Origin of the sequence: Nocardia araoensis NBRC 100135 (genome assembly GCF_000308435.1) — a bacterium.
Classification (GTDB): domain Bacteria; phylum Actinomycetota; class Actinomycetes; order Mycobacteriales; family Mycobacteriaceae; genus Nocardia; species Nocardia araoensis.
Genome location: NZ_BAFR01000351.1, coordinates 24635 through 46268, shown reverse-complemented (window position 1 = coordinate 46268; position 21634 = coordinate 24635). Strand labels below are relative to the sequence as shown.

Here is a 21634-nt window from a genome sequence, read left to right as displayed (position 1 = left end):
CCTATCGGACGTCGATCTCGACCTCCAGGAAGACCTTGCCGTCGATCACGTAGGACTCCGCGATCAACCCGGAGACCGGTAGATGGAAGCGGTGGTAGGCGCAGGCGGGCAAGTTGTAGTGGACGAACGTCCCTCCGGCAAAGCTCTCGGCGTAGCGACTGCCCGCCAGGAGCCGAGTGATGTCGCCGTACCCGTGGGTGGCCCCCAACTCTACGTCGCGGCCCGCTGCGCAGGTTCAACTCCACAAGGTCACGTGCACTTTCGGCCGGAACCGGGTGACGCCGACGCCGGACCCACGGATCATCGCCTGGATGCAGCGCGGGGTGGTGATGAACCGCAACAGTTCCGACACCGCCGGTTGGCGGGAATCAGGCGGCAACGTCGTGGCGCACCACTCGTCGGATACCTGCAGCCCGGGTCCCTTGACGTGGCTCAACCGACCGGCGGCGAGATCGGCGGCCACGGCGAAGCCGATCGTCAGGGTGATGCCTCCGACCCGGCGGACCTCTTCCAGAGCTGCGGCATCGCTCTGGAAGATCCGCTGATGCGATTCGGGTATGGCCAACTCGCGCAGCATCGTCGCGATGTGCCCGTCCACGCTGCCCGCGCTCGGGCCCAGCATCCACGGTTGCTCCCGCAGCAGCGCCGGAGGCGGAGCCGCACCCGCGACGGGGCTGTCCGGGCGTGCGACCGCGATGATCTGATACTTCAGGAACGGCCGGGCGGCGATGGCCGTATCGATGTCGTCCGGCCCGGCCCCCAATGCGATGTCCACCGCACGGGTTTCGATCAGGCCGCGGAACTGGCTGGTGGGGTGCACGCTCAGCTCGACCGACAGATCCTTCGCCCGCGCCGCGAACAAGTCGATGAGGCCGGGCGCGGCATGTTCGGCGAACGCGCTCGACGCCGCGATGCGCAGCAGCCGCCGGCCGTGCGCGGCTTCGCTCACCTCGACAGCGGTCTGCCGCTGCAGTCCGAGGATCTCGATCGCCCGGCTGGCCAGGCGCAGTCCGCCGGGAGTGAAGGCCAGGCCCGCCGCATCGCGGGTGAACAGCGGGTCGTCGAGTTCCTTGCGCAGCTGGGCGATGTGCAGCGAGACACCGGCGTCGGACATCCTCAGCTCTCTGGCCGCCGCATGGACGGAGCCGAGCCGCACCACGGTCGAGTAGGCCCGAAGTTGGGCGGGCGTCACAGTCCGAGTCTAGTTTGGAGGTGGACGCGGTGCCCACCGCCGCACCGCGCCCGGAGGACGCATCATGCAGGACGTGCTCACGGAGCTGATGGCAACCTGGAACGCCGGGGGCACAGCCGGGGTCGCGACGGTCGTGCGGACCTTCCGTTCGGCGCCGCGACCGCCCGGCGCGGCGATGGTCGTCGCGCCGGACGGGACGGTCGGCGGTTCGGTCTCCGGCGGCTGCGTCGAAGGCGCGGTCTACGAACTCGCCACCGACGTCGTGCGGACCGGTCGTCCGGTGCTGCAACGGTACGGGTTCTCCGATGACGACGCGTTCGCCGTCGGCCTCACCTGCGGCGGCATCATCGACGTCTTCGTCGAGGCGATCTCACGGGAGACGTTTCCCGAACTCGGCGAGGTCGCCGCGGACATCGCCGACCACCGGCCGGTCGCGATCGCGACCGTCATCGAGCATCCGGACTCCGCTCGGATCGGGCGACGGCTGCTGATCCGGCCGAGCGATGCGCAGGGCACCCTGGGGTCGGCGCGCACCGACGACGCGGTGATCGATGACGCGGCCGGACTGCTCGCGGCAGGTCGCAGCGAGGTGCTGTCCTACGGCCCGGACGGGCAACGCCGCGGCGAGGGCATGGCGGTCTTCGTCGCCAGTCATGCCCGGCAGCCGCGGATGCTCGTGTTCGGGGCCATCGATTTCGCCGCCGCCGTGGCGCAGCAGGGATCGTTTCTCGGATACCGGGTGACGGTGTGCGACGCGCGACCGATCTTCGCCACCTCGGCCCGGTTCCCGACCGCCGACGAGGTCGTCGTCGACTGGCCGCACCGCTACCTCGCCGCGCAGATCGAGGCAGGCGCGGTCGATGGGCGGACCGTTGTCTGCGTGCTGACCCACGATCCCAAGTTCGACGTTCCGCTGCTCGAGGTGGCGCTGCGGGCGCCACAGATCGGCTACGTCGGCGCCATGGGGTCGCGCCGCACGCACGACCAGCGGCTGGCGCGCCTGCGGCAGGCCGGTCTCACCGAGGAGCAACTCGGCAGGCTCGCCAGCCCGATCGGGCTGGATCTGGGCGGCCGGACGCCGGAAGAGACGGCGGTGTCCATCGCGGCCGAGATCATCGCGCGGCGCTGGGGCGGGCACGGCGGTTCACTCACCCGGACCGGCGGACGGATTCACCACACAGCGCCGACGGCGGATTAAGTAATCCCTTAATTCGGTCTTGACGCCCAGGTCAGGCGCGCAGAAGCTGAGCTTCTTCCCACTGTGTGAGGTGGATCACATGCAAGTTCCCGGGCCATTCGAATACGAGCGCGCGACGGGCGTGGATCACGCCATCGGACTTCTGGACCGACTCGGAGAGGAGGCGCGCATCATCGCGGGCGGGCACAGCCTGTTGCCGATGATGAAACTGCGCCTGGCCAACCCGGAATATCTCATCGACATCAACGACCTGGCTCCCGAGCTCGGCTATATCGTCACCGATCCGACCCTGGTGCGCATCGGTGCGATGGTGCGGCACCGGCATCTGCTCGAATCCGACGACCTCGCCGCGGTGTGCCCGATCTTCCGGGACGCCGAGCGCGTGATCGCCGACCCGGTCGTGCGCAACCGCGGCACGATCGGCGGCTCCCTGTGTCAAGCCGATCCCGCCGAAGATCTCACCACCGTCTGCACGGTCCTCGGCGCCACCTGCCTGGTGCGCGGCCCCTCCGGCGACCGGGAGATCGCGATGGACGACTTCCTGGTCGGCCCGTACGAGACCGCCATGACGCGAAACGAACTGCTGATCGAGATCAGGATCCCCGTGCGACATCGAACCTCCAGTGCCTACCGGAAAGTGGAGCGCCGCGTCGGCGACTGGGCGATCGCGGCGGCCGGCGCCACGGTGACACTGCGCGACGGTGCGATAGCGGCCGCACGGATCGGCCTGACCGCGGTCGACCCCGATCCGGCGGCGCTGGCCACCGCGTCGGACCCGCTCATCGGTGAGCCGCCCACCGAAGAGATCTTCGCGGAGGTGGGCCGCCGGGCGAGCGCGGCGTGCTCACCCGCCTCCGACCCGCGCGGTAGCGCGGACTACAAGCGCCACCTCGCGTCCGAACTGACGATCCGCGCGCTGCGCACCGCGGTGGAGCGCGTGCGGAACGATCCTGCTCTGAGAGGGAATCAGCCATGCAGGTAACCATGACCGTCAACGGCGAGCAGGTGACCGCCGACGTCGAGCCGCGCACCCTGCTCGTGCATTTCCTGCGAGACCAGTTGCGGCTCACCGGAACCCACTGGGGATGTGACACCAGCAACTGCGGCACCTGTGTGGTGGAGGTGGACGGCGAACCGGTGAAGTCGTGCACGATGCTGGCCGTCATGGCCGGCGGCCGTTCGGTGCGCACCGTCGAGGGACTCGAGGTGGACGGGCGGCTCGATCCCGTGCAGGAGGGCTTCATGCAGTGTCACGGGTTGCAGTGCGGATTCTGCACGCCCGGGATGATGATCACGGCCCGCGCGCTGCTCGACCGCAACCCGGATCCCGACGAGCAGACCATTCGGGAGGCGATCTCCGGTCAGATCTGCCGCTGCACCGGATACACGACCATCGTGCGGTCGATCCAGTGGGCCGCGGCGAAGCAACGGGGCGAAGCGGTGGAGCCCGAACCCGCGTCCACCGCAGCGCCGGTCGGGAGCACGTCATGACCGCCGTCGAACCCCGGCCGGAAGACCGCGTCGACAACGACCACAAGCCGTGCGGGCACGGCAGGATGCTGCGCAAAGAGGACCCCCGGTTCATTCGCGGACGCGGCAATTACGTCGACGACGTTCAACTGCCCGGCATGCTGCATATGGCGATCCTGCGTTCCCCGTTCGCGCACGCGCGGATCGTGAGCGTCGACGTCTCCGCGGCACAGGCCCACCCGAAGGTCAAGGCGGTCGTCACCGGTGCGGATCTCGCCGCGAAGGGACTGGCGTGGATGCCGACGCTTTCCAACGACGTGCAGGCGGTGCTGGCGACCGACAAGGTCCGGTTCCAGGGCCAGGAAGTGGCCTTCGTCGTCGCCGAGGATCGCTACTCCGCGCGTGATGCGCTGGAACTCATCGACGTCGAGTACGAGATGCTCCCCCCGGTGATCGATGCGCGGACCGCACTCGCGCCCGAGATGCCGGTGATCCGAGACGATCTCGAGGGCAAGCGGGACAACCACTGCTTCGACTGGGAGACCGGCGACGCGGCCGCGACCGAGGCGGTGTTCGCGCGCGCGGACGTCGTCGTTCGGCAGGAGATCGTCTATCCGCGAGTGCATCCGGCCCCCATGGAAACCTGCGGCGCCGTCGCGGATCTCGATCCGGTGACCGGCAAGCTCACATTGTGGTCGACGAGCCAGGCACCGCATGCCCACCGCACGATCTACGCGATGGTCGCCGGGCTACCCGAGCACAAGATCCGGGTGATCGCACCCGATATCGGCGGCGGGTTCGGCAACAAGGTGCCCATCTACCCGGGCTACGTCTGCGCCATCGTCGGATCGCTGCTGCTGGGCAAACCGGTCAAATGGATGGAGGATCGCAGCGAGAATCTGACCAGCACCGGGTTCGCCCGCGACTACATCATGGTCGGCGAGATCGCCGCCGACGCCGACGGCAGGATCCTGGCCATCCGGTCCACCGTCCTCGCCGATCACGGCGCCTTCAACGGCACGGCCGCGCCGTTGAAGTATCCGGCCGGCTTCTTCGGTGTCTTCACCGGTAGCTATGACATCGAGGCCGCCTACTGCAAGATGACCGCGGTCTACACGAACAAGGCCCCGGGCGGGGTCGCCTACGCGTGCTCGTTCCGGATCACCGAGGCCGTCTACTTCGTCGAGCGGTTGGTGGATTGCCTCGCTCAGGAACTGCGGATGGATCCAGCGGAGCTGCGGCTGCGCAATCTGCTTCGCCCCGAACAGTTCCCGTACACCAGCAAGACCGGCTGGGTCTACGACTCCGGCGACTACGCGAAGACCATGCGCCTGGCGATGGACATGATCGGATACGACGCCTTGCGCGAAGAACAGCGGCGCAAGCGCGCCCGGGGTGAGTTGATGGGCGTCGGGATGGCGTTCTTCACCGAAGCCGCGGGCGCGGGTCCGCGCAAGGACATGGACATCCTCGGACTCGGGATGGCCGACGGGTGTGAGTTGCGCGTCCACCCGACCGGCAAAGCCGTTGTGCGGCTGTCGGTACAAACCCAGGGACAGGGACACGAGACGACGTTCGCGCAGATCGTCGCCGAGGAACTCGGGATACCGCCGGACGACATCGACGTCGTGCACGGCGACACCGACCAGACCCCGTTCGGCCTCGGCACCTACGGCAGTCGTTCGACACCGGTCTCGGGCGCCGCTGCCGCGCTGGTGGCGCGAAAGGTGCGCGACAAGGCGCGGATCATCGCGTCCGGCATGCTCGAGGTCTCCGTTGCCGACCTCGAGTGGGAGAAGGGCTCGTTCCACGTCAAAGGCGACCCGTCGGCGGCCGTCACGATCCAGCAGATCGCGATGCGGGCACATGGCGCCGGCGATCTGCCCGAAGGTATCGAGGGCGGACTCGACGCACAGGTCTGTTACAACCCGGAGAATCTCACCTACCCCTATGGCGCGTACTTCTGCGTCGTCGATATCGACCCGGGGACGGCCGTGGTGAAGGTCAGGCGCTTCCTCGCCGTGGACGACTGCGGGACCAGGATCAATCCGATGATCATCGAAGGCCAGGTGCACGGCGGCATCACCGACGGCATCGGCATGGCGCTGATGGAGATCATCGCTTTCGACGAGGACGGCAACTGCCTCGGCGGATCCCTGATGGACTACCTGATCCCGACGGCGCTCGAGGTTCCGCATTTCGAGACCGGGTACACGGTCACTCCGTCGCCGCACCACCCGATCGGCGCGAAAGGCATCGGCGAATCGGCGACCGTCGGATCACCGGCGGCGGTGGTCAACGCGGTGGTGGATGCGCTGGCGCCCTATGGCGTACGGCACGCCGACATGCCGCTGACGCCGTCCCGGGTCTGGGAAGCGATGCAGGGCCGGGCCACACCGCCGGTCTGAGTGGGTGCGAGCAATGGGATCACCGATGAAGATGACCGAGCGTGCACAGCAGCTGGTTCGGACCCGGACTCCGTTCGTGCACGCGACTGTCGTCCGAGCGCAGCAGCCGACCTCGGCGCATGCCGGGGACGAGGCGATCCTCCTGCAGGACGGGACGATCGAAGGATTCGTCGGCGGCCAGTGCGCCCAGAACTCGGTCCGCAAGGCCGCGCTGGGCGCTCTGCAATCGAACGAGAGCGTGCTGCTGCGTGTGCTACCCGACGGTGACCTGCAATTCCCCGAAGCTCCCGGCGCGGCTGTGGTGGTGAATCCCTGCCTGTCCGGCGGAGCGCTGGAGATCTTCCTCGAGCCGCAGATCCCGGCGCCGCTGGTGCGTATCTGCGGCGCGACACCCATCGCGGACGCGCTGGCCGAAGTGTGCGCACTCGTCGGATTCGACGTGCAGCGCAATGTCGGCGAAGCGGACTCGCTGGATGCGCTGACCGACACGACGGCGGTGGTGATCGCCAGCCACGGCGGCCCGGAGGCCGAGATGATCCGCGCCGCGCTCGACTCCGGCGTGGGGTATGTCGGGTTGGTCGCCAGCAAGATCCGGGGAGCGTCGATTCTGGACGAGCTCGGGTTGACCGAGGCCGAGCACATGCGCGTGCGCACCCCGGTGGGTCTGCCGATCGGCGCCAAGACCTCGGCGGAGATAGCCATCTCGATTGTCGCGGAAGTGATCCAGGCGATCCGTAAGGGCGGCTTGGCCGTCCCGGTTCGCCTGTCGAGCGCCGCATTCGAAGCGCTCGATCCGGTGTGCGGCATGACCGTCACGGTGGGGCCGGACACGCCACATCTCACTGTCGACGATGTCGACTACTGGTTCTGCGGCTCCGGCTGCCGCACTTCCTTCGCCGCGGCGAAGACGGGCTCATGACAACCGCATTCGTCACCGGGGTGGTACTCGCGGCGGGAGCATCGCGGCGTCTCGGCACTGCGAAACAACTACTGCCCTACCGCGAGACGACGCTGCTCGGCGCCACTGTCGAGGTCGTGCGATCCTGCGGTTTCGATCAGGTCATCGTCACCCTCGGCGGGGCGGCCGCGGCGGTTCGGCGGCAGGTCGATCTCACCGGGGTGGAGGTCGTCGTGGCCGACGACTTCGGTTCGGGCTGTTCCTCGTCGTTGCGTTCGGCCCTGAGCGCGGTGCATCCCGCAGCCGCCGGAATCGTGCTGATGCTCGGTGATCAACCCGGCCTGTCGGCGGCGACCGTCGAACGACTGATCGCGGAGGCAACGCCCGCCGCGATCACGGTCTGCGGCTACCGCGACGGCGTCGGGCATCCGTTCTGGCTGCCCCGCGGCTGCTTCGGCGAACTGTCCCGCCTGCACGGCGACAAGGCCGTTTGGAAGGTCATCGAGTCGGGCCGCGTCGCGGTGTCCCGACTCGACGTCGACGCACCGGTGCCCTTGGACGTGGACACCTGGGACGACTACGAGCGCCTGCGGGCCTCGACCTCGCCATGATGTCGCCGTTCGACGATATCGGGGAGGTCGTCCGGCGATTCGACGCCGACGACTACCTGCTCGATACCGGGACCGCCGCCGCCTTCTACCTGGCCACCACGCTGGGTCGGCCCCTCCTGCTGGAAGGCGAGCCGGGAGTGGGCAAGACGACGGCGGCGAAGACCCTGGCGACCGTGCTCGATGCTCCGCTGATCCGCCTGCAGTGCTACGAGGGCCTCACCGTGAGCGAAGCGCTGTACGACTGGAATTACCAGCGTCAGCTGCTCAGCATTCGGCTCGCCGAAGCGCGTGGCGCCGACCTCACCGAGGCCGACTTGTTCACCGAGGCGTTCCTGGTCGACCGCCCGATCCTGCGCTGCGTCCGCTATCGCGGTCCGACGCCCCCGGTGCTGCTGGTCGACGAAATCGACCGTGCCGACGACGAATTCGAGGCGTTGCTGCTGGAATTCCTGGGTGAGGCCGCGGTGACCGTCCCGGAACTCGGAACCTTCACCGCCGCGCGTCCGCCACTGGCGGTGCTGACCTCGAACCGTAGCCGCGACCTGCACGACGCGCTGCGGCGGCGCTGCCTCTACCACTGGATCGATTACCCGGAGCAGTCCCGCGCCGTGGCGATCGTGCGACGCACCGTGCCCGGGGCAACCGATGCGCTGATCGAGCATGCCACCCTGTTCGTCGCTCACGCCCGCGGTCTCGATCTCGACAAACCACCCGGTGTCGCCGAGACCATCGACTGGATCGCCGCGTTGGCCGCGCTCGATGTCGCCGATCTGGTCGCGCCGGAGGCGGTCGCAGCGCTCAGCGCGCTGGCGAAGACACCCGACGACCGCGCCACCGTGCAGGAAGCATTCGCCGAATACACGCGAGACCTGGCTACCGGATGAGAGGGATGGCGCAATGAAGATCGCCAACGAGTTCACCGTCAACGCACCCGTCGAGCAGGCATGGGAGGTACTGACCGACCTCGAACAGGTGGTCCCGCTCCTACCCGGCGCACAGATGGTCGGATGGCAGGGAGACGACTTCCTCGGTAGATTGAAGATCAAAGTCGGCCCGGTGACCAGCGAATTCACCGGGAAAGCGCAATTCGTCGAGCGCGACGAACACGACCATCGCGCCGTCATCAGCGGCCGTGGACGGGATTCACACGGATCCGGGAACGCCGCCGCGACCATCACCACACGACTGTGCGCCGAGGACGGCAGGACCCGTGTCACCGTGGACACCGACCTCAAGGTCGTCGGCAAACTCGCCCAGTTCGGCAGCGGAATGTTGCAGCAGGTTTCCGAGAAGATGATGGGTCAATTCGTCGCGTCCTTGGAGACCAAACTCGCGGCGAGCGATGCGACCGTCGCGGCACCGGTGGCTGGACAGGAGCGGCGACCAGCGCACCCGCAACCGGTCGCGCAGTCCGAGCCCGCGCCGCTGGACCTCGTCGAACTCATGGGCCCAGCGATGATCAAGAAGTATGCGCCCGCGATCGCGTTCGTGCTCGCGGCAGTGCTCGGAATCATCCTGGTGCGCAGGCGGACTCGCACGAAGCGATGACGCGGGCGGCACTGCTGCGCGGCGTGGATCTGGCCGCGTTCGCCGTCGCGGTGGTCGCGCGACTGCGGCGCGGTGGCGTCGCGGTGGCTCCGAGTGGTCCCGCACTGTTCGTGCAAGCCTGGCGGCGCATGGCGCCGCGGTCGCGCACCGAACTCTACTGGGCGATGCGACTCACGCTCGTCGATCGCATGCAAGATCTCGCGGCCTTCGACGCGGTCTTCGCGACGGTGTTCGCCGACGCGGTACTGGGGGTGGACCCGGCGAGCCGTACGCATGGGCTGCCGGCCGAACGCGCTTCGGCACCGGGCGCAGGCGGCGGGGCGCCGTCTCGGCACGGTGGTGACGTCCCCTGGGTCACGCCACGATCGGCAATCGGTGTCGACCGGTCCACCGACGACCAGGGTGTGGCACTTCCGGACGTGCTGCCGAGCCGGTTCGCGGCCCGGGATCAAGAACCCTTCGCCCGCTTCGATCCGGACGATCTGCGGACCATCGGTGCCTGGCTGGAACAGGCGGCGGCGCTCTGGCCGCAGCGCAGCAGCACACGCCGGGAAAGTCATCCGCACGGCAAGCGGATCGACTTCCGGGCGACGATGAACGACTCACGCCGCACCGGGTGGGAGTCGGCGGTGCTGGTCCGCACTCGTCCCCGGCGGCGCCCGCGCCGCATCGTCATGGTCTGCGACGTCAGCCGCTCCATGCAGCCGTATTCGACGCTCTACCTGCATCTGATGCGGGCCGCCATGCAACGTCGTTCGTCCGATCGGCCCGAGGTGTTCGCCTTCTCCACCTCGCTGACCAGGCTCACCGCGGTGCTCGCGCACCGCTCCCCTGAGGTCGCGGTGGCCCGCGCGAACGAGAAGGTGATCGACCGCTACGGCGGCACGCACATCGGCCGATGCCTCGGCGCGGTGCTCGCGACGCCATCCGGCAACGCGATGCGCGGCGCCGTCGTCGTCATCGCATCGGACGGCTGGGACAGCGACACCCCCGATCTGCTCGCCCGGGCGATGGCCCGGATCAGACGCCGGGCTCGGCGCGTCATCTGGCTCAATCCCCGTGCGGGCGAGGCCGGGTTCCAGCCGACCACCGGCGCGATGGCGGCAGCCCTGCCGTTCTGCGACGTCATGATGCCCGCGCACACACTGGCGGAGATCCACGCGTTCGTGGGGGTTCTGGCATTCCACTACTCGTCGCATCGCCATCTCTGACAATCGCCCGCACCGGTCGAGCGCGTGCGGTCCGGCCGCAGTCCCCCGCACCCCTGATTCGACAACTCGACCGGACAACGGCGTCGATTCTCACGCGCGGACCGCTCCGCTGTTGGCTGCGTCGGTGTACCGGCGGGCCAAGCGGTCGAAAGCGGCGGTGAGTTCGGGCGGCCCGATGACGTCGATGTCGGCGTCGAACCTGCCGAGACTGGCGGCGAGCGCGGGCCACGACCACGAGCCCAGCACGACCCGGCAGCGATCGGGACCGATCGCCTCGACCACTCCGTCGTGGAGAAACGGAGATACCTCGGTGGCGGGGCGGTGCAGGACCGCCGCCCCGCGGCAGGGCCAGCCGCCGGTCCCGTCCGAGCCGCGGAACCTACTGATCACGAAGGTGGCCACATCTCCCGCCGGGAGTTCGCGCGGAGTGAAGCGGGGGCCGGTGGGGGTCCGCGGAGTGATCCGGTCGGCGCGGAACGTCCGCCAGTCGTCACGGTCGAGGTCCCAGGCCACGAGATACCAGCGTCCTGACCAGGTGACGAGATGATGGGGCTGCACTCGACGCGGCGGGTGCGCGGCATCCGGCAGGGAGGCGCCGGCGTAGTCGAAGCGCAGCACTTCGCGGGCATCGACGGCGGCGCCGATCGCCGTGAGGACTTGCGCCCCGGCCTCGGAGGAGGACCCGTCCGCGGGCGGTGCGACGGCGGTGATCCGGAGGGTGTCGATGCGGTGGTGTAGCCGCGCGGGCATGACCTGACGGACGGTGTTGAGCGCGCGCGCCGCGGCCTCTTCGATACCGGCGCCCGCTGTGGTGGCGATCTGCAGTGCGACAGCCAGGGCGACGGCCTGCTCGTCGTCGAACAGCAGCGGCGGCAGTCGCGTACCCGGGCCGAGCCGGTATCCCCCGTCCGGGCCCTTGGCGGCGACGATGGGATAGCCGAGTTCGCGCAGCCGGTCGACATCGCGGCGCACAGTACGCGGGCTGACCGCCAGCCGTTCCGCCAACAGCGCGCCCGGCCAGTCCCGGCGCGCCTGAAGCAGGGACAGCAGCGCCAGCAGTCGCGCGGAGGTTTTCGGCATATTTGTCATCCTGCCCGAAGTAGCGGACACAACCTGGCCACTGACCTTGCGAGAGTTGCTCACGTCAGCCATCGAGCCGAATCAGGAGCAATCGTGTCCCTCGCAACCACCACCCATCTGAACTTCCGCGGCGACGCCCGCGACGCGCTGGAGTTCTACCGATCCGTCTTCGGCGGTCAGCTCGCCGTCGTCACCTACAAGGACGCCGGGAATTTCCAGGAGGAGTCCGAGGCCGACCAGATCATGTGGGGTCAGGTGCAAGCGGACAACGGGTTCCACGTCATGGCCTACGACGTGCCCTCGTCGATGGATTACCACCCGGGAGTGAACGGGTTCTTCGTCTCCGTGCGCGGCGAGACCGTCGAAGAGGTCTCGGGCTTCTGGGAAAAACTCACCGCGGGTGCGACCGTGGTGATTCCGATGGGCCCGGCGAACTGGGCGCCCGCCTACGGGATGCTGCGGGACCGTTTCGGCGTCGTCTGGGTTGTCGACGTCGTCAGCGAATACAACGGCTAGCTCGTCGTGCCACCGGGCCGGAGCCTCCCGCTCCGGTGGCCATCTCCTCGGCCGCTCGGCGAAGGCGCAGGACGCCGAGAGGTCGCCCGTCGCCTGTGGGAGAGGGCTCAGCTCGCCAGCGGCGCAGTGGGAACCGGCTCACAGCCGGCCCGGCCACGTGCGTCTACGCGTTGCTCACGCGAAAGCCCCCGCGCAGCGGGGGCTTTCGTCCGTACCGTTGGAGGCGGCCCTAGATTGCCGTCACCGGCTCGAGGTCGACCACTCCTTTCCCGCTCGCGATGTCGAGCGGCACCGAGACCTGGTCGTGCGCGATCAACCACGTGTCGTCGATTTTCCGGAGGCAGTACGTGACCCTGACCCACATACCGCTCGTCGCCGACCCGTTTCGCAACGTACCGCCGAGACGACCGAAGGCGTGCCCGAATGCCACCTCATCACCCATGGTGAGGGTCAGGTCGCGGACCTCGTAGCTCACGCTGTCGAAGAACTCGAACACCTTCTTCCAGTTCTCGAGTTTCGCCGCGATCCCGACATGCTCCAGCGGCGGCTCGACATCGAAGGACACGACGTCTGCTGTGTAGACCTGCTTCAAAGCCTCGAGATCCTTGGCTCGCAGCCCTTCGACGATCTTGTCGATCTGCCTGCGGACCTTCGCTTCCTCCACCTCGCGTCGCGTTTCGATGCGGTCAGCGAGTGACCGAGAATCGCTCGGATTCGTCATGTTCGGCTCCTTCATCGATGTGCGGGGTGTCGGCGCCGTCGTGCCGCAGCGGCGCGAGCGCGCTGCTCCATGCGACGAGCTGGTCCAGCAAGGTGTTCAGCGCCGCGGTGTGGTGGTCGCGCGGTGTGAAAGTGGTGTAGTTCTCGAAATCGGTGAGCACCGAAATCGCCACCTGGTGGCTCACGTCGGCCATGCGCAGGGCGCCGCAGACCAGCCGGAGCTGTTCCACCGCGCGCACGCCGCCGTTCGCGCCGTAGGAGACGAATCCGACCGCCTTGTCGGCCCACTCCGCGAACAGATGGTCGAGGGCGTCCTTCAGCACGCCGGGGACGCCGTGATTGTACTCGGGAGTCACCATCACGAAGCCGTCGAAGGGCGCGATCCGCTCGGCCCACGCGCGGGTGTGTTCGTGGACCGACGGACCGAACATCGGCGCCACCGGCTCGTCCAGATGCGGTAGCGGGTGATCGCGCAGGTCGATCAGTTCGAACTCGGCGTCGCCGCGGCGCGTGGCCGAGTCCAGGACCCACTGGGCCACCTGCGGGCCGTTACGGTTGGGCCGGGTACTACCGAGAATGATGGCGATTCTGATCATGTCCGCGACTCCTGCTCTGCTGAAACTGTCACGACATCCCGACGACGCAGGCCGCCGGAATGTCAGGCCGTCTCACATTTCGAGTCGCTACTTCGTCGGATTCGGTGAAGGACGCATCGACCGAAGGAGCCGAACACCATGAGCGATCCGCAACTGCGCTCGGTGATCAACGAACGCCGTCAACTGATCAATCTCGCCTACCGGTTGCTCGGCTCGCTCGCCGAAGCCGAGGACGTGGTGCAGGAGACCTACACGCGCTGGTACGCGTTGTCCGAGCGGCAGCGCAACGATGTCGCGGCGCCCGGCGCGTGGTTGACCACGGTCGCGGGCCGCATCTGCCTCGACCTGCTCGGCTCCGCGCGAGCCAGGCGGGAGCAATACGTGGGCGAGTGGATTCCGGAGCCGATTCCCGGCCACGACGAATGGTTCGGTGGTCGCGCCCCCGCCGACCCGGCCGACCGGATCACCCTCGACGAATCGATCAGTATGGCCTTCCTGGTCGTGCTCGATTCCATGACGCCCGCCGAGCGGGTGGCGTTCGTCCTGCACGATGTCTTCCGCTACTCCTTCGCCGAGATCGCCGCCGTCGTCGGGCGCACCCCCGGGGCCTGCCGCCAGCTCGCCTCTTCCGCCCGCCGCCGCATCGACACCTCGCGAGCCCCCTCGGGCACCGAGCGCTCCGAGGTGGTCAGGGACTTCAAACGCGCTTGGGAGACAAGCGATATCGATGCCCTGATCGGCCTGCTCGATCCGACCGCGACCGCGATCGCCGACAGCGGCGGCCTGGCCCCGGCCTTCCGCCACCCGATCATCGGCGGTGAGCAGATCGCGCACGCTTGGATCCAGATCGCCGCCCGAGGTCCCGAGGTGACACTGCTCGAACGCACGGTGAACGGCCAACCCGGCCTGGTGGCACAGCTCGCCGACACCATCGTGTCGGTCTACGCCTTCGACATCGCCGACGGCCGGATCACCCGGATCTGGGCGATCCGCAATCCCGAGAAACTGCGACCCTGGACGGTCGGCTGAACCGACGGGTGGCGGGCCGCAGACCCGATCGACGATCGCGTCATTCGGACGCACGTGCCGCGAATCGGCTTTCTCAGCACGGGTTTTCGTCGCCGATTGATAGTCATCCGCAACACCATTGATCAGTGGAATTGGACACCAACTTCGACCGGAACATGTTGGTATCGCCGGATTTTGACGTCTCCGCTACGTCGGCGGCGCCAGGTGGCGAGCGTGGCCTGGGACGAGCGCCTCCCGGATCGCCCCAACGGGCGGTCGCAGTTTCCCGCTCTCGCCCCCGCGGTGTGGGGGGTGGGCGTTCATCGCCAGAGGCGCTGATATGGCATGGGGCGCAATGCTTCGCGCATGTCTTGATCGATTCGAACGGTTGCCACTCCCATTTCACACACTGCCTTCGCGAAAGTGTGCGCTGCGACGGGATCGGCCCGGTAGTGGATCGGCGGCCAACCCGGGAATCGCACTGTGACATGGCATTGCATTACTTCGGCCCTACGGTGTGCTGCCTTCCGGGGCGGTCGCCGCTTCCGCGGGCCAGGAGCGGAACGAGGACGGCGGCGACTGCCAGGTGCATGAGGGTGAGGGTGGCTTTGGCGCCGCCGGACGCCTGGACGTACGTCATGGGCAGAAGCGACACCAGCAACACGGTGACGGCCAGTCGGGCCCAGGCCCTCGGGGCCCGGTCGCCCCAGCGGTCCAACCACTTCCGCGTCGCTGCGGCGAGCAGGGCGGCGACGAGCGTGCTGCCCGCGACGACAGGCAGGCCGACCACCTGAGCCGGCCGTCCGTCGCGGGCATCGACGCGGAGTTCGATGCCGAGGCTGTGGGCTGCGGCCCACAGCAGGGCTGTGGCCAGGACGGCGCCGCCGACCGCGGATGCGTGGCGGAGCAGGCTCGGGTCGATCCGGCGGGTGGACGTAGTGGACATCAGGGCACTCCATCGAAGGTCGGGACGGTCTTGCCTGGGCTCGGGCGCCGCGGCGAAGTCTTGGGGCCACGCCGGTTCCGGCGGGCGGGCGGTCGAGACGAGCGGACCGCCCGGGCGTCGCGGCGTGAGACCATTCCGTTCATTCGCCGTCCAGGATCGGGAGGAGCAGACGTGAGCCGGAGTGCACCGTGTTGATGCCCGCCGTCCCGACGGGGGCATGACTGAACAGCAGCATGGGCTGGAAGTCCTTGCGATTGTCGTCGCTGGTGAGGATCAGCCGGATGCGGTGCCCGCGTTGGAATCGGCGGGCATTGGCCACCAGCGGGATGCGGTAGGCGACCGGCTCTCCCGGAGGGACGGGACGGCCCGTCTCACTCGCGTCCTCGTCGACGTGGCGCATGCCTGCGCGCAGCCAGCCCTGGGTGATGTCGGAGGCCTTGCCGTCGGGGCCGACGTCTTGCAGGAGCAGGATCCATGCCGTGTCGGTCGCGCTACTGGTGGCGGTAAGCCGTAGTTCGGGGTGGCCGACCATGTCGATGTCGTCGGGAAGGGGATCGCTGGTCCAATTGAGCTGTGCCGGCATGGAGTTCGCGCCGTCGGTGGCGTAGCGGCGTTCACCCGGCCGCTCGTCGGCCGTCAGCGAGCCGTCGGCGCTGAGGGCCAGAGCAAGGTGGGTGGCCGGCGGGGGCCAGGCGTCGGCGGTGCGCCACTGTTCCGCCCCGGGTAGCCAGTAGCGGATGGCAGGACCTTCGAGGATGCCGGTGTCCCGGTCCTTGAGCCAGTGGTCGAACCACGCGAGGGCCTCGATGTGCATGCTCTCCCATGGCCAGGGCAGGCTGTGGTCCCCGAGCATGGCCATGCGCACGTGCGGGTTGTGCGCGAGCGCGTCCCGGGCTCGGAACAGGCCCGTCAGGTGGAGGGGGACGTTGGACCACTCGCCGCCGAGGTAGACGGGGATGTCGACATCGGCGAGCAGTCCGGTCAGGTCACGGTCGTCCCACCACGCGTCCCGGGTGGGGTGATCGGAGATCACTGCCTCGAGCAGGTCGTTCCATGGGTGGGCGTCGTGGTGGAAACGGCTGACGAGCCGCAGGCCACGGGTTGCCTGGACACCGTCGGTCCGGCTGAACCGCCGGTGGACGGCGGGGACGGCGAGCAACCGGCGCAGGAGACGGGACAGGCCCTTGCGATAGAGGCGGTCCCCGTGGGCGGACAGGACGCCCAACGCATGGAACCAGGGGATGATGAAGGCTTCGCTCAACAGGCCGTTGTGGTAGGCGGCTTCCCGTACCCCGACGGTGACGTTGAAGGGGAACAGCGCCTTCAGATGTGGCGGGCGCTGGGTGGCCGCCTCCAACTGGCTCATGGCGTAGTAGCTGATGCCGATCATGCCCACGTTCCCGTCGCACCAGGGCTGCCCGGCGACCCACTCGACCAGGTCGAACAGGTCCTCGCGCTCTTGCCTGTCGAAGAAGGTGTAGGCGCCGCCGGAGCCGACCGTGCCGCGAAGGTTGGCGATGACGTGGGCGTAGCCGCGCGGCACCCAGAAGTCGCTGGCCCCCGCCTCGATGAAGGCCGCCGGGGCGCCGAGGTCCTGCAACTGGCGGGGGTAGGGTGCCGCCGCGATGAGGGCGGGGAACCTGCCCTCCGCGTCGGGCCGGTGGACGTCGGCCAGTAGCTCGGTGCCGTCGCGGACCGGGACGGGCACATTGTCCTCGCGCGTCATCTCATGAAGGACCGCAGACAGGTTGCGGTATCGACGACCGGTGGTCTGCGGTCCGTTCATCCGACGCTGACCGGGCTCTACTCCAGCGGCCTTGAATCGCGCCATGGCACTCTCATTTCCACACGTACGGAAATTAACTGCCCTCACCGTACGCGGGTCGGCACACCGCAGGCAAGAGTAATTTCCATATGCCGTGAAAATATGTCGGGTGCGGCGGGGAAGGAGGAAAGATTTTGGGAGTGCTAGCGTCCGGCGGTCTGCGCCGACCCGGTCGAACCGGCGGTGACATCCACCTCTAGCGGTCGCTCGCGGTCGGGGATGCCCTCGCCCAGGGCGCCCGTGAGATAGTGCTGCACGGTCGGCGCGACCAGGCGGACGACCTGCTCCGAGGACATGTCCGCGATGCGGTCGATCGCCCAGACATAGCGCGTCATCGCCAAGCCCACGATCTGCGTGGCGACCAGATCCGAGCGCAGCTCGGCCTCGTCGTGCGGAAGGCTCGCCGACACCACTTGGAGGACGAGTGCGGAGAAGACCGAACGAAGGCGCTCCATGGCGAAGGGCTCGTGACTGGCCGCAAGGATGATCGAGCGCAGGACCTCCGAGGTGGCGGGGTCGTCCCACATGCGCAGGGCCGCCTCCACGAAGGCTCGTCCACGCTCCTCCAGCGGGACACGGGCGGCCTCCGCAATGCCCGCACCGAAGGCCTCCGGCGGCTCCAGCGCCGCCTTCAGCAATCCGGCCTTGTTGGAGAAGTAGTAGTTCACCAGGGTGGGGTCCACATCAGCGTCCCGAGCCACCGACCGCAATGAGGTTCCGTTGTAACCCCGCTCGGCGAAGGACTTGCGGGCCACCGCCAGGATGCGGTCCGCTTGCGCGCCGCGTTCCCCCCGCGGACCCCTTCCCGCTCGCACCGCCATGTTCCACTGCCCTCTTTCGCCCGCCGCGCGAGCGCGCATGACCGCCTGCCCATGCTTCAGCAGTTGCCGAAGCATATTTCACTATACCGTGAAATTGCCGGCCTCCGCGACGAGGTCACCGCTCATACTCCGGCCGTCGCCATCTGCGCGCCTCCCTCCCCGGCGGCAGCCGTGGGCTGGGACGCGAGATGAATCCAGAAGGCCTACTTCGGCTTTCGGTGCTGGTGGGCGAACGCATGGTAGCCGCGGGACGCGGCTCCATCATCAATGTCAGCTCCTGCGGATCCATCCGGCCGCGGCCATCGATCGTGCCGTATGCCGCGGCCAAGGCCGGACTCGACGCCATGAACAATTAGAAACAGGTGCGCCGACGGACTGCCGAGTCGACCGACAGGTCCCCACCAGCGAATTGTCGACGGAACAGAGTAACCGAGGAGGCATCATGACAGTGGTCCGGAACTTCATCGACGGCAACCTCGTCGACTCGGTCGGCGGTGCGACGATGGCGCTAGTCGACCCTGCCACCGGCGATCGGTACGGCACCGCGCCGGTGTCCAACGAACAGGACATCGACAACGCGTACGCGGCGGCGGCGAAGGCGTTCTGCGACTGGAAGCGCACGACGCCGTCGCACCGTCAGAAGGCGCTGTTGGATTTCGCCGACGAAGTGGAGAAGGTCGCCGACGCGCTCGTTGCGGCCGAAGGTCGCAACACCGGCAAGCCGAACCACATCACCTCGGCCGCGGAGATCCCCCAGATGCTGGATCAGATCCGGTTCTTCGCGGGAGCGGCGCGGGTACTCGAGGGCAAGTCGGCTTGTGAGTACCTGGCGGGCCACACATCCTGGATCCGCCGGGAACCGATCGGCGTCATCGGGCAGGTGACGCCGTGGAACTACCCGATGATGATGGCGATCTGGAAGTTCGTTCCCGCGATCGCGGCAGGCAACACCGTGGTGATCAAGCCCAGCGACACCACCCCGGTGACGACGGTGATGCTGGCCGAATCGGCCGCCGAGCACCTGCCGCCGGGCGTTCTCAACGTGGTGACCGGCGACCGGGTGACCGGTGCGGCGGTGGTCACGCATCCGACCCCGCAGATGGTATCGATCACCGGTTCGGTGGCCGCGGGTCGTGCGGTCGCGGAGGCGGCCGGAGGGCAACTGAAACGCACGCATCTGGAGTTGGGCGGCAAAGCACCGGTGATCGTGTTCCCCGACGCCGATATCGCTGCGGCCGCCAGTGGTATCGCGGCCTCGGGCTATTTCAACGCCGGGCAGGATTGCACGGCGGCCACCAGGGTGCTCGGTCACGCGTCCGTGACCGATGATCTGACCGCGGCGCTGGCCGAGCAGGCCTGTAGTGCGACAACGACATTCGGCAAGGCCGCCGATGACGAGGATGCCTGGGTACCCCCGGTCAACAACGCCGGCCAACTGCGGCGGGTGCTCGGCTTCCTCGACGAGGTGCCCGATCACGCTTCGGTCGTGGCCGGTGGGCACCGGCAGGGCGACCACGGGTATTACGTCGAGCCAACGGTCATCGGAGGGCTGCGGCAGCATGACCGGATGAGCCAGAACGAGATCTTCGGCCCGGTGATCACCGTGCAGTCGTTCACCGACGAGGACGAGGCGATCCGGTGGGCCAACGGCGTCGAGTACGGGCTGGCGTCCTCGGTGTGGACCAAGGATGTGGCGCGGGCGCTTCGCGTGTCGGCCGCACTCGACTTCGGCTGCGTGTGGATCAACACCCACACCGCGCTGATCGCCGAGATGCCGCACGGCGGGTTCAAGTCCTCCGGGCACGGTAAGGATCTGTCGATGTACGGGCTGGAGGACTACACCCGGGTCAAGCATGTGATGGCCAAGATCGACTAGCTATCCCGGCAGAACCGACGACCAGCCACCGTCCACCTCGACGACGTGCTGACCGCGTCCAGCGCCACATCTGCGGAACTCCTCTGATCACTGCGCCCGACGACTGTCGGCAGCTGTCGATTCTCGGCCGGGCCGCGCGGACTCGACGACCGGAAAGGAGATGCCGGTGAGCTTCTCGGAGATCCGCCAGATGCGTTCGGCATCGTCCTCGCTGCGCAGCCGGGAGTAGACGGCCTGTTCGGCGGGAGGTCCGGACAGGTGCCCGAGACCGCTGGGACCATACAGGCGGCCGCCGCGCGCGTCCGGTGAGGTGGCGGCCAGCAGGGCCGGAAGCAGTGCGGTCTCGACCGTCCCGAAGAGGATCCCGCGGCGGGAGAGAGCACGAATGGCACGCACGGCAGCGGTGTCTCGCGCCCGGCCGACCTCCGGGCGCGCGGACAAGAGGCTGGTCGGGGCAACGCCGGGATGAGCGAGGTTGCTGGTGATCCCCCATCCCGCTGCCTTGCTACGCCGATCCAGCTCGAGCCCGAACAAGCCGAGCGCGATCTTGGACTGGCTGTACGCGCGGCGGCCGTGGTAAGACCGTTCCCAGTTCAGATCGTCCCAATGGATGGCGTTCTCGTTCGCGGCGACACTGATCTGCGAGGTCACGCGCGCACGTCCGGCGCGCAGCAGGGGCAGCAGGTGGGCGACGAGAGCGAAGTGCCCCAGGTGGTTGCTGCCGAACTGCAACTCGAACCCGCCGGTGGTGGTCTGCCGGTCCGGTGGAGTCATCACGCCGGCGTTGTTGACGAGGATGTGGATCGGACGGTTCTCGCCGCGCAGCGTGGCCCCCAGCGCGGCGACCGAGTCCAACGACGACAGGTCGAGGTCCCGCAGCGACAGGACCGCCTCCGGGTGCCGCCGCTCGATCTTCTCGACCGCCGCTTCGCCCTTGCGAGGGTTGCGGACAGGCATGACGACCTCGGCGCCGGCGGCGGCGAAGCGGGTCGCCAGGCCCAGCCCGACCCCGTCGCTGGCGCCGGTGACGACGGCGAGCTTCCCGGAGAGGTCGGGAACGGTGACGTCCGGTCGTGTGCGTGCCATGTGCTGCTCCTTGTTTTCCTGGTTGGTGGACGTGATCCAGGCTTCGCCCGATCCACCGGGATATCCACGGCCTCTCGATCCCAGGCACGCGAGATCCCGCCGGCAGTCATTCGAAGGGGGGATCGACTATCCCAGGCAGCCGTCCGGCACCGCGGGCAGACTGAACAGCACCGGACCGAAGAGAGGAAGTAGCCGTGATCGATCGAGCGGGGCTCGCCGAGTTCCTGCGCCGACGTCGAGAATCACTTCAACCCGAAGACGTCGGTCTGCACTCCCGCGTCTTCGCCGCCGGACTGCGCAAGATGGTCACACTCCGCGGGCCAGGATCACGGGCCGCGCACCTCATGGACCTGCTGCTCGACCGCAGCGAAGAATTCCGCACCGTCTGGAACGAACACGAAATCGGCATCCACTACAACGGCGTCAAACGGTACAGACACCCCGAGGTCGGCGCCTTGGAACTGACCTGCCAAACACTTCTCGATCCCGAACAGTCACACCTGCTGCTCGTCTACACCGCCGCCCCCGGGAACGAAAGCTACGAGAAACTACAGCTTCTCTCCGTTATCGGAGCCCAACACATCGCCCCGCGGACTCCTCCGGTGCGTGACCGGCGGTGATCGA

22 protein-coding genes and 1 pseudogene are annotated in these 21634 nt (G+C 68.1%); 14 read left to right on the top strand and 9 right to left on the bottom strand.

Annotated features, from left to right (window positions below; all coding sequences use genetic code 11):
• Position 1: 1 nt before the first annotated feature.
• Both ON21_RS34420 and ON21_RS34415 read right to left on the bottom strand, forming a co-directional pair.
• Positions 2 to 208: a phosphatidylserine decarboxylase gene (locus ON21_RS34420; RefSeq protein WP_039805122.1), complete on the bottom strand. Its 207-nt coding sequence runs from the start codon at positions 206 to 208 to the stop codon at positions 2 to 4.
• A gap of 27 nt (positions 209 to 235) precedes the next feature.
• Positions 236 to 1192: a LysR family transcriptional regulator gene (locus tag ON21_RS34415; RefSeq protein ID WP_039805120.1), complete on the bottom strand. Its 957-nt coding sequence runs from the start codon at positions 1190 to 1192 to the stop codon at positions 236 to 238.
• A 64-nt stretch (positions 1193 to 1256) separates the two neighbouring features.
• Here ON21_RS34415 and ON21_RS34410 point away from each other — a divergent pair, with 64 nt between their 5' ends.
• The 9 genes from ON21_RS34410 to ON21_RS34370 all read left to right on the top strand — a co-directional run bounded on the left by ON21_RS34410 (position 1257) and on the right by ON21_RS34370 (position 10536).
• Entirely contained in the window at positions 1257 to 2390 is a 1134-nt protein-coding gene (locus tag ON21_RS34410; RefSeq protein WP_039805119.1) for an XdhC family protein, read from the top strand.
• Between the two features lie 79 nt (positions 2391 to 2469).
• On the top strand, positions 2470 to 3372 hold the full coding sequence (locus tag ON21_RS34405) for an FAD binding domain-containing protein (protein ID WP_039805232.1): 903 nt from the start codon (positions 2470 to 2472) through the stop codon (positions 3370 to 3372).
• Complete coding sequence (locus tag ON21_RS34400) at positions 3363 to 3881, top strand: (2Fe-2S)-binding protein (RefSeq protein WP_039805116.1); 519 nt, start codon at positions 3363 to 3365, stop codon at positions 3879 to 3881. Before ON21_RS34405 ends, ON21_RS34400 begins: the two co-directional genes overlap by 10 nt.
• Positions 3878 to 6268: an aerobic carbon-monoxide dehydrogenase large subunit gene (locus ON21_RS34395; protein WP_039805115.1), complete on the top strand. Its 2391-nt coding sequence runs from the start codon at positions 3878 to 3880 to the stop codon at positions 6266 to 6268. The genes ON21_RS34400 and ON21_RS34395 overlap by 4 nt, the downstream gene beginning before the upstream one ends.
• Before the next feature lie 25 nt (positions 6269 to 6293).
• Entirely contained in the window at positions 6294 to 7187 is an 894-nt protein-coding gene (locus ON21_RS34390; RefSeq protein ID WP_039805113.1) for an XdhC family protein, read from the top strand.
• Positions 7184 to 7777, top strand: a complete 594-nt coding sequence (locus ON21_RS34385) for a nucleotidyltransferase family protein (RefSeq protein WP_039805111.1) — start codon at positions 7184 to 7186, stop codon at positions 7775 to 7777. The genes ON21_RS34390 and ON21_RS34385 overlap by 4 nt, the downstream gene beginning before the upstream one ends.
• Positions 7777 to 8661, top strand: coding sequence for an AAA family ATPase (locus tag ON21_RS34380; RefSeq protein ID WP_373281176.1), 885 nt, complete (start codon positions 7777 to 7779; stop codon positions 8659 to 8661). Before ON21_RS34385 ends, ON21_RS34380 begins: the two co-directional genes overlap by 1 nt.
• Positions 8662 to 8674: 13 nt before the next feature.
• On the top strand, positions 8675 to 9325 hold the full coding sequence (locus ON21_RS34375) for an SRPBCC family protein (protein WP_039805107.1): 651 nt from the start codon (positions 8675 to 8677) through the stop codon (positions 9323 to 9325).
• Positions 9322 to 10536: a vWA domain-containing protein gene (locus ON21_RS34370; RefSeq protein WP_039805106.1), complete on the top strand. Its 1215-nt coding sequence runs from the start codon at positions 9322 to 9324 to the stop codon at positions 10534 to 10536. Before ON21_RS34375 ends, ON21_RS34370 begins: the two co-directional genes overlap by 4 nt.
• Before the next feature lie 90 nt (positions 10537 to 10626).
• Here ON21_RS34370 and ON21_RS34365 read toward each other — a convergent pair whose 3' ends face one another.
• The gene (locus tag ON21_RS34365) at positions 10627 to 11616 is read right to left on the bottom strand and encodes a helix-turn-helix transcriptional regulator (protein WP_039805104.1); all 990 of its coding nucleotides are present in this window, start codon (positions 11614 to 11616) and stop codon (positions 10627 to 10629) included.
• A gap of 93 nt (positions 11617 to 11709) precedes the next feature.
• Here ON21_RS34365 and ON21_RS34360 point away from each other — a divergent pair, with 93 nt between their 5' ends.
• Positions 11710 to 12132 carry a VOC family protein gene (locus ON21_RS34360; protein ID WP_039805102.1) on the top strand — a complete coding sequence of 141 codons (423 nt, stop codon included), beginning with the start codon at positions 11710 to 11712 and terminating at the stop codon, positions 12130 to 12132.
• A 229-nt stretch (positions 12133 to 12361) separates the two neighbouring features.
• Here ON21_RS34360 and ON21_RS34355 read toward each other — a convergent pair whose 3' ends face one another.
• Together ON21_RS34355 and ON21_RS34350 are read right to left on the bottom strand one after the other, a co-directional pair.
• Positions 12362 to 12853, bottom strand: coding sequence for a YybH family protein (locus ON21_RS34355; RefSeq protein WP_051021756.1), 492 nt, complete (start codon positions 12851 to 12853; stop codon positions 12362 to 12364).
• Positions 12819 to 13448 carry an NADPH-dependent FMN reductase gene (locus ON21_RS34350; protein ID WP_051021754.1) on the bottom strand — a complete coding sequence of 210 codons (630 nt, stop codon included), beginning with the start codon at positions 13446 to 13448 and terminating at the stop codon, positions 12819 to 12821. The genes ON21_RS34355 and ON21_RS34350 overlap by 35 nt, the downstream gene beginning before the upstream one ends.
• Positions 13449 to 13586: 138 nt before the next feature.
• Here ON21_RS34350 and sigJ point away from each other — a divergent pair, with 138 nt between their 5' ends.
• Positions 13587 to 14477: an RNA polymerase sigma factor SigJ gene (gene sigJ, locus ON21_RS34345; protein WP_039805100.1), complete on the top strand. Its 891-nt coding sequence runs from the start codon at positions 13587 to 13589 to the stop codon at positions 14475 to 14477.
• 478 nt (positions 14478 to 14955) lie between these two features.
• Here sigJ and ON21_RS34340 read toward each other — a convergent pair whose 3' ends face one another.
• The 3 genes from ON21_RS34340 to ON21_RS34330 form a co-directional block, all read right to left on the bottom strand.
• Complete coding sequence (locus tag ON21_RS34340) at positions 14956 to 15402, bottom strand: DUF6069 family protein (RefSeq protein WP_051021753.1); 447 nt, start codon at positions 15400 to 15402, stop codon at positions 14956 to 14958.
• A gap of 139 nt (positions 15403 to 15541) precedes the next feature.
• On the bottom strand, positions 15542 to 17233 hold the full coding sequence (locus ON21_RS34335; RefSeq protein WP_039805098.1) for a CocE/NonD family hydrolase: 1692 nt from the start codon (positions 17231 to 17233) through the stop codon (positions 15542 to 15544).
• A 137-nt stretch (positions 17234 to 17370) separates the two neighbouring features.
• Positions 17371 to 18123, bottom strand: a complete 753-nt coding sequence (locus ON21_RS34330) for a TetR/AcrR family transcriptional regulator (protein WP_083881081.1) — start codon at positions 18121 to 18123, stop codon at positions 17371 to 17373.
• A 125-nt stretch (positions 18124 to 18248) separates the two neighbouring features.
• On the opposite strand from ON21_RS34330, the pseudogene ON21_RS37770 reads away from it, so the two are divergent.
• A pseudogene (locus ON21_RS37770) lies at positions 18249 to 18395 on the top strand (SDR family NAD(P)-dependent oxidoreductase); the annotation flags it as partial.
• A 95-nt stretch (positions 18396 to 18490) separates the two neighbouring features.
• Entirely contained in the window at positions 18491 to 19924 is a 1434-nt protein-coding gene (locus tag ON21_RS34325; RefSeq protein ID WP_039805096.1) for an aminobutyraldehyde dehydrogenase, read from the top strand.
• Between the two features lie 87 nt (positions 19925 to 20011).
• Here the strand turns inward: ON21_RS34325 and ON21_RS34320 are convergent, their stop codons facing one another.
• Entirely contained in the window at positions 20012 to 21010 is a 999-nt protein-coding gene (locus ON21_RS34320) for an SDR family oxidoreductase (protein ID WP_039805095.1), read from the bottom strand.
• Positions 21011 to 21204: 194 nt separating this feature from the next.
• On the opposite strand from ON21_RS34320, the gene ON21_RS34315 reads away from it, so the two are divergent.
• On the top strand, positions 21205 to 21630 hold the full coding sequence (locus ON21_RS34315; protein ID WP_245562856.1) for an MmyB family transcriptional regulator: 426 nt from the start codon (positions 21205 to 21207) through the stop codon (positions 21628 to 21630).
• The last annotated feature ends 4 nt before the right edge of the window (positions 21631 to 21634 follow it).